A 5,413-nucleotide genomic window follows, 5' to 3' on the forward strand; every position below is an offset into this window, starting at 1 on the left:
GGCGATGCGCCAAAATAGATCACTGCGGCGACGAGAAGGCCGGCTCCCATTCCCAACCTGACGACACGCTCCCAGCCGGGCACATTCTTCACGTACAGCATGTTCCTCACTCCTGATCGCTTCGTGCGAGGGATAATTCCCCCGATAAGCAAGAGGTGAAAAACACCAGAATGGATTCGTCGCGCGTCCATCTTTTTTTCGCATCCGTCGCGACCCTTCAGACGCGAACTACTGCATGGCTCCATCCGGTCGGCTGCTCTCGCAGATTCGAGCGCATCGAGCCGCCTCGATCGCGGCGAGAAATTGGCGTCTTTTGGTCCCTCGCGCCGGAGACCGCGCCGTTCAACGGGCGCTTCCCCAGCTTTTTCGCGGTAGATGAATGGGCGCTACATCGCTTCGAGAAAAAATCCCATACGTCTAGGAATCGATAGAACCTCACTGGGGCGGCGACGCATAGCAGGCGAACAATCTTCTCCTTGCGTGTAACCGTACCGGCCCCGGAAGCGAAGAATGGTCTGCGGTCCAATCTGGACCCGACACGTTCGATTGACGGACGAACTATCAAGGAGATTTCGATGAAGACCAAAGTCGTGTCCGGCGCGTCTCTCGCCGCGGCGGCGATCGCGCTCGTGCTGAATGGCGCCGCGCCGAGCACCGCGCTCGCTAAGGCCGCGCGAAACCCGGTTCATTGCGCTGGCGTCAATTCCTGCAAAGGAATGAGCGCGTGCAAGACCGCGAACAGCTCTTGCAAGGGTATGAACTCCTGCAAGGGACAGGGGTGGATTCCCGCGAAATCGGCGAAGGCCTGCGAAGCCAAGGGCGGGACGATCGCAGAGATGTAAATTGTCCAGCGCGGTCGAAGGGATATTCTGCTCGACCGCTTCGTGTTCTTTCCGGTCGAGCCGGCGGCATATGTTGCCGGCTCTTTGCCAAGATGAAGTGTCGTGCGCATCAAAGGGCGCTCTGACGACGACTGGATAGCTCATCCTCGTTAGCATTTGGCGCATCGAGCCGAAACGATGACGGCCTTTCGAAGAGGAAGCGAAACAAACCGCGCTTCGTCATGCGATACAGCAGCAGAGGACCAACGACGCCGACCACCGTAACGAAGAGTGAGGCGAGGCCCACGCTGGTTATAAGCTGATAGTCGACAATGACCTTGCGCGCGGCGGCCATCGGAAGGAAAAAGCCGAGATAGATTGCCAGAGAGGCGCCGCCACAATATCGAAGCCAGGCCCACCGCGGGCGGTCGGAAACCAGCGCGGCGAAAATGATGACGGCAGCTGCGCCAGCGAAGCCCGCCACGAGGCTCGCGACGGGCAGTGATGCGAATGTCGAATAGCCCGCGAATGGGGAAGGGGAGAACGCCAGCGTCGCATCAGCGGCGGCCCAGGCCGCGAGCCCCAGAACCGCCTCGCGCGGGTTCTTCCTCGCCGATTCAGCGAGAGCGAAGACCTGTGGCGCGAGCAGATAGCCGGCGAGGAAATAGACGTAGCGGGCTGCGAACTCATCCGGAACGGTCCAACCGCTTTCGATGCGGGTAGTCTCCATCAGCGCGGCCGCCAGCAACGTCAGTGCCGACGGGACCTTGCGCAGCAGCTTGGTCGCGACGAAAAAGATCGGCAGCAGATAAATGAACCACAAAGTTCCGAAAGGCTCGACCATGGCGAGCGCCAACTGCCCGAATGCTGCCAGCGGATCGCCTCCCGCCCATAGCCCGCTCTTGAAGAGCCATTGGATGACGAGCCACAAGACATAAAAGTAAGCGAAATGTACGAGCTTTCGATCGAGATAGGTCCGCCAGTCCCGATCGATGGTTCGCGAGAGGAAGAGGCCGGCGATCAGGAAGAAACCGGGTATGCGAAACGGCTTGGCGAACGCAACGATCCAATGCAGCAGCCCCTCGCCGCCCATGGCCTCGCCGACGCCGAGCGCGGAGTGCATCATGACGACCAGGATAACGCAAATGCCTTTTGCATTATCGACCCATGCGATTCGAGGCTCTCGCATCGACGCCGACCTCGTTGTGACTGGCGGACGCCGGAGACTGCGCACGCTTCGTCGATCAATTTCGTTAGAGCCGCGATGAAGGTTACGCGGAGATGCACACAAAAGCGTCCTGCGATGGTTTTATCCGTGGCTATACTCGACCCGGGCCGACCAGGAGGTCGATCGATGCGCTCCGCCGTCAGCTCGGCCGCTGGACAGTGGCGACGAACTCATCGCGCGTCGTCCAGCGAAGAAGCCGACGTCCGAACAGCGAGGCGAAGCCGCTTATCAAAAGAACCGCGCAAAAGGGCCAAAACCCAGCGGAGCCGGCCATGTTCTGCTCGATGAACACACGATGGACGGCGGAAGACATCGACGTGGCTGCGAGTGTCGCCAGCCCGACCGTCGTCATCGGCGCAATCGGAGCGCCTCGTCGCACCATCGACAGGATGGCGAGAGCCGAAGGGATGCTCATCGCCGCAATTGTCTGAATGGTCGAAATATTCGCAAAGGGCGGGAAACCCTGAATGTGTCGATCGCGCCAGCATCCGATGGCGAGCGCGCCGATCCATATCAGCAGAAATGGGAGGGGCGCGAAACGTTCCCAGATGGCCCGTCCCGGGCATCCGGCGCAAAAGGCGCCGGCCGCCGCCATTGCGCTCGTCAGAAACATCGCAGCGACTTCCGCGAGATACCAGGGGTCTGCGATCGTTGTGAAAAGCTCCGGCCGCCGCCCCACGAAATGGACAACCAATCCGAGATAGCAGAGAGCCGCGCCGAACCAGACGAGCGCGCGCCATCCTGGATGGGCGAGCGGCGGCGTCGGGGCGCAATCGTCTATCAGACTTCGGATGAGATCTTCACTTTTCATCGGGGTCAGCTCTTTTGCTCCAGCGCCTGCCGCATTGCCTTGATCGCTCGATGCACTCGGACTTTCAGCGAGCCGACGCTCTTTCCCGTCGCTTCGGCCGCCTCTTCCAGCGAAAGCCCGCGGATCTTGATCAACTCGATCGCCTCTCGCTGGCTTTGCGGGAGGACCGCCAGAGCTTTTCGGAGATCCTCGGCGACGTCGCTCGCCTCTTGCTCGAATTTCGTTTCATCCCCCTGAAAGGTTTCAGGCAGGACATCGACGGCGATCTCATTCGCGCCGCGAGCGTATCGCCGTCTCGCGGCGTCCGCCACACGGCGCGCGGCGACCGTCATGAGCCAAGGCGTGAAGGGACGCCGCGGATCATAAGTTTGCCTCACCGTATGGAGGGAAACCAAGATCTCCTGAACGACGTCGTCCGCGTCCTGCGCATTCCGCGATTTTCGCCGGACGAAGCGATGCAGAACGGGCAATAGGTCCGACAGCAGCTCGGCATATGCGACGCCGTCACCGTCCTGGGCCGAAGTCATGAGCGCTCGCCATCGGCGCTCGTCGTCCTTCGCCGCGAATGGGTCGTGCTGACTGCTCATCGTCCGCGTGGGGAGTGGCTCGATCTGTCACGAGAGACGCGCCGCTCATTCGGCGCTCCTTTGAGGCGTAGTCCAGATTAGTGCGCTTTTCACTCGAACGGAATCGTCGAGCGATCGGAATTCGATCCGATTTTAAAAAAAAGCTGCTCCAGGACGGCGACGGGCTGCGCCGCCGAGGGCCTGCGCTCGCTCGCGGATATTTTCGGGTCCACCGTAACGTTCCACAGCCCGGCTACGAAATGATCGACAGGCGGGGACGTTCGGGCAATCTCGCGACGACCGCCGCGCATGATAGGAGACGAATATGTCGGATAGGAAGATTTCCAGCGTCCTGACTGTCGCCGGCGCCTTCGCCATGGCCCTCGCCGCCGTCGAGGCCGCACAAGCAGCCGGCGATCAGGAAAAATGCTACGGAGTCGCTTTGCAGGGAAAGAATGATTGCGCGGCGGGGCCTGGCACGACCTGCGCAGGATCGTCGAAAGTCAATTATCAAGGCAACGCATGGAAATATGTTCCGACGGGGACATGCACGGGGATCGTGACTCCGAAGGGACGCGGCAGCCTCGAGCCGATCGTCGACTAACTCGGCCCATGCCAAGAAAGCCGATGACCGCCTACGCCCCGCATAGCGAGCTCCGGCTGCCCATCCGAGCCGGCGTCGGCTTCAAGAGCGATCACTTCGATGACATCCAGGAGTCGGCGCCAAGCGTCGGCTTCTTTGAAATTCATGCCGAGAATTTCATGGGCGCGGGCGGGCCGCCGCATGCGCAGCTCACGCGAATTCGGCGGGACTACCCTTTGTCCATTCACGGCGTCGGTCTTTCGATCGGCGGCGCGCAGCCGCTCGATCGAGAGCATCTCGATCGGGTGAGAACTCTGGTCGCCCGATACGAGCCGGCCATGTTCTCCGAGCATCTCGCCTGGTCCACACATGGCGCCGCCTATCTGAACGATCTCCTGCCCATGGCTTATGACGACATCGGCCTGGCGAGGGTCACCCGCAATGTGATGGACGTTCAGGATGCGCTCGGCCGCCGGATTCTGCTCGAGAATCCCGCGACCTATCTGCGGTTCGAGACGTCAGACCTGTCCGAAGTCCAGTTCCTGAGCGAGGTCGCGCACCGATCCGGCTGCGGTCTGCTGCTCGACGCCGCCAATGTTCATGTCAGCGCGGTCAATCATGGCTTCTCGGCGGAAGATTACATCGATGCGTTTCCGATCGGCCTCGTCGAGGAAATTCACCTCGCCGGACATGCAGAAGACGCCGACGAGGATGGTGAGCGCTTGTTGATCGACGCGCATTGCGCTCCAGTCCCTTCGCCGGTCTGGGCGCTCTACAGACGCATCCTGGACCGCCGGGGACCTGTCGCCACATTGATCGAATGGGACAATGACCTTCCCGCGTGGCCGGTCCTCCTCGACGAGGCGGCGCGCGCCGAGCATCTCCTCGAGGAGAGATGGCAATGGAGCGGAGAAACGACACGGCAGGAGGCGCGCGCTTGACCTCGATGCATGAGCGAACCCAAGGCGAATTCGTTCGCGCTCTCCTCAATCCTGATCTTCCGCCGCCCCGGGGTCTCGTGGCGTCGCATGGCGCCTTGCCCGCGGGGCGCTTCGCCGTTTATCGCAACAATGTGATCGGTGGATTGGTCGACGCGCTGGCGCAGCGCTTTCCGGTCTGCCTGCGCCTCGTCGGCGACGCGTTCTTCCGGGCGACCGCGCAATGCTATGTTCGAATAGCCCTGCCCGCCTCGCCCATGCTGTTCGAATATGGCGAGAGCTTCGGAGATTTCCTCGCCACCTTCGAGCCTGCGCGCGAGCTGCCCTATCTGCCGGACGTCGCCCGCCTCGAATATGCGGTTGGCCGCGCCTATCACGCTGCGGACGCCACTCCCCTGTCGCTCGAAGAGCTGCGGTCCGCGCCTGTCGACCTGCTCGACGGCGCGACCGTCGTCTTTCATCCCTC

Annotated in this window: 7 protein-coding genes; 4 read left to right on the forward strand and 3 right to left on the reverse strand. The window is 61.7% G+C overall.

What is annotated here, in order from left to right:
• Positions 1-575 precede the first annotated feature (575 nt).
• On the forward strand, positions 576-842 hold the full coding sequence (locus K3F48_RS23150) for a hypothetical protein (protein WP_222577801.1): 267 nt from the start codon (positions 576-578) through the stop codon (positions 840-842).
• 109 nt (positions 843-951) lie between these two features.
• Here the strand turns inward: K3F48_RS23150 and K3F48_RS23155 are convergent, their stop codons facing one another.
• From K3F48_RS23155 to K3F48_RS23165, 3 genes are all read right to left on the reverse strand, one after another.
• A complete protein-coding gene (locus K3F48_RS23155; protein WP_222577802.1) occupies positions 952-2,010 on the reverse strand; it encodes an acyltransferase family protein in 1,059 nt (352 codons plus the stop codon).
• A 178-nt stretch (positions 2,011-2,188) separates the two neighbouring features.
• Positions 2,189-2,860, reverse strand: coding sequence for an NrsF family protein (locus tag K3F48_RS23160; protein ID WP_222577803.1), 672 nt, complete (start codon positions 2,858-2,860; stop codon positions 2,189-2,191).
• Positions 2,861-2,865: 5 nt separating this feature from the next.
• On the reverse strand, positions 2,866-3,447 hold the full coding sequence (locus tag K3F48_RS23165) for an RNA polymerase sigma factor (RefSeq protein ID WP_370631489.1): 582 nt from the start codon (positions 3,445-3,447) through the stop codon (positions 2,866-2,868).
• A 304-nt stretch (positions 3,448-3,751) separates the two neighbouring features.
• Here K3F48_RS23165 and K3F48_RS23170 point away from each other — a divergent pair, with 304 nt between their 5' ends.
• From K3F48_RS23170 to K3F48_RS23180, 3 genes are all read left to right on the forward strand, one after another.
• Positions 3,752-4,030 carry a DUF2282 domain-containing protein gene (locus K3F48_RS23170; protein ID WP_196406997.1) on the forward strand — a complete coding sequence of 93 codons (279 nt, stop codon included), beginning with the start codon at positions 3,752-3,754 and terminating at the stop codon, positions 4,028-4,030.
• A gap of 23 nt (positions 4,031-4,053) precedes the next feature.
• Positions 4,054-4,950, forward strand: a complete 897-nt coding sequence (locus K3F48_RS23175; RefSeq protein WP_222577805.1) for a DUF692 domain-containing protein — start codon at positions 4,054-4,056, stop codon at positions 4,948-4,950.
• 5 nt (positions 4,951-4,955) lie between these two features.
• A partial coding sequence (locus tag K3F48_RS23180) for a DNA-binding domain-containing protein (RefSeq protein ID WP_255609704.1) occupies positions 4,956-5,413 on the forward strand: 458 nt, incomplete at its 3' end.

Origin of the sequence: Methylosinus sp. Sm6 (assembly GCF_019802345.1) — a bacterium.
Classification (GTDB): domain Bacteria; phylum Pseudomonadota; class Alphaproteobacteria; order Rhizobiales; family Beijerinckiaceae; genus Methylosinus.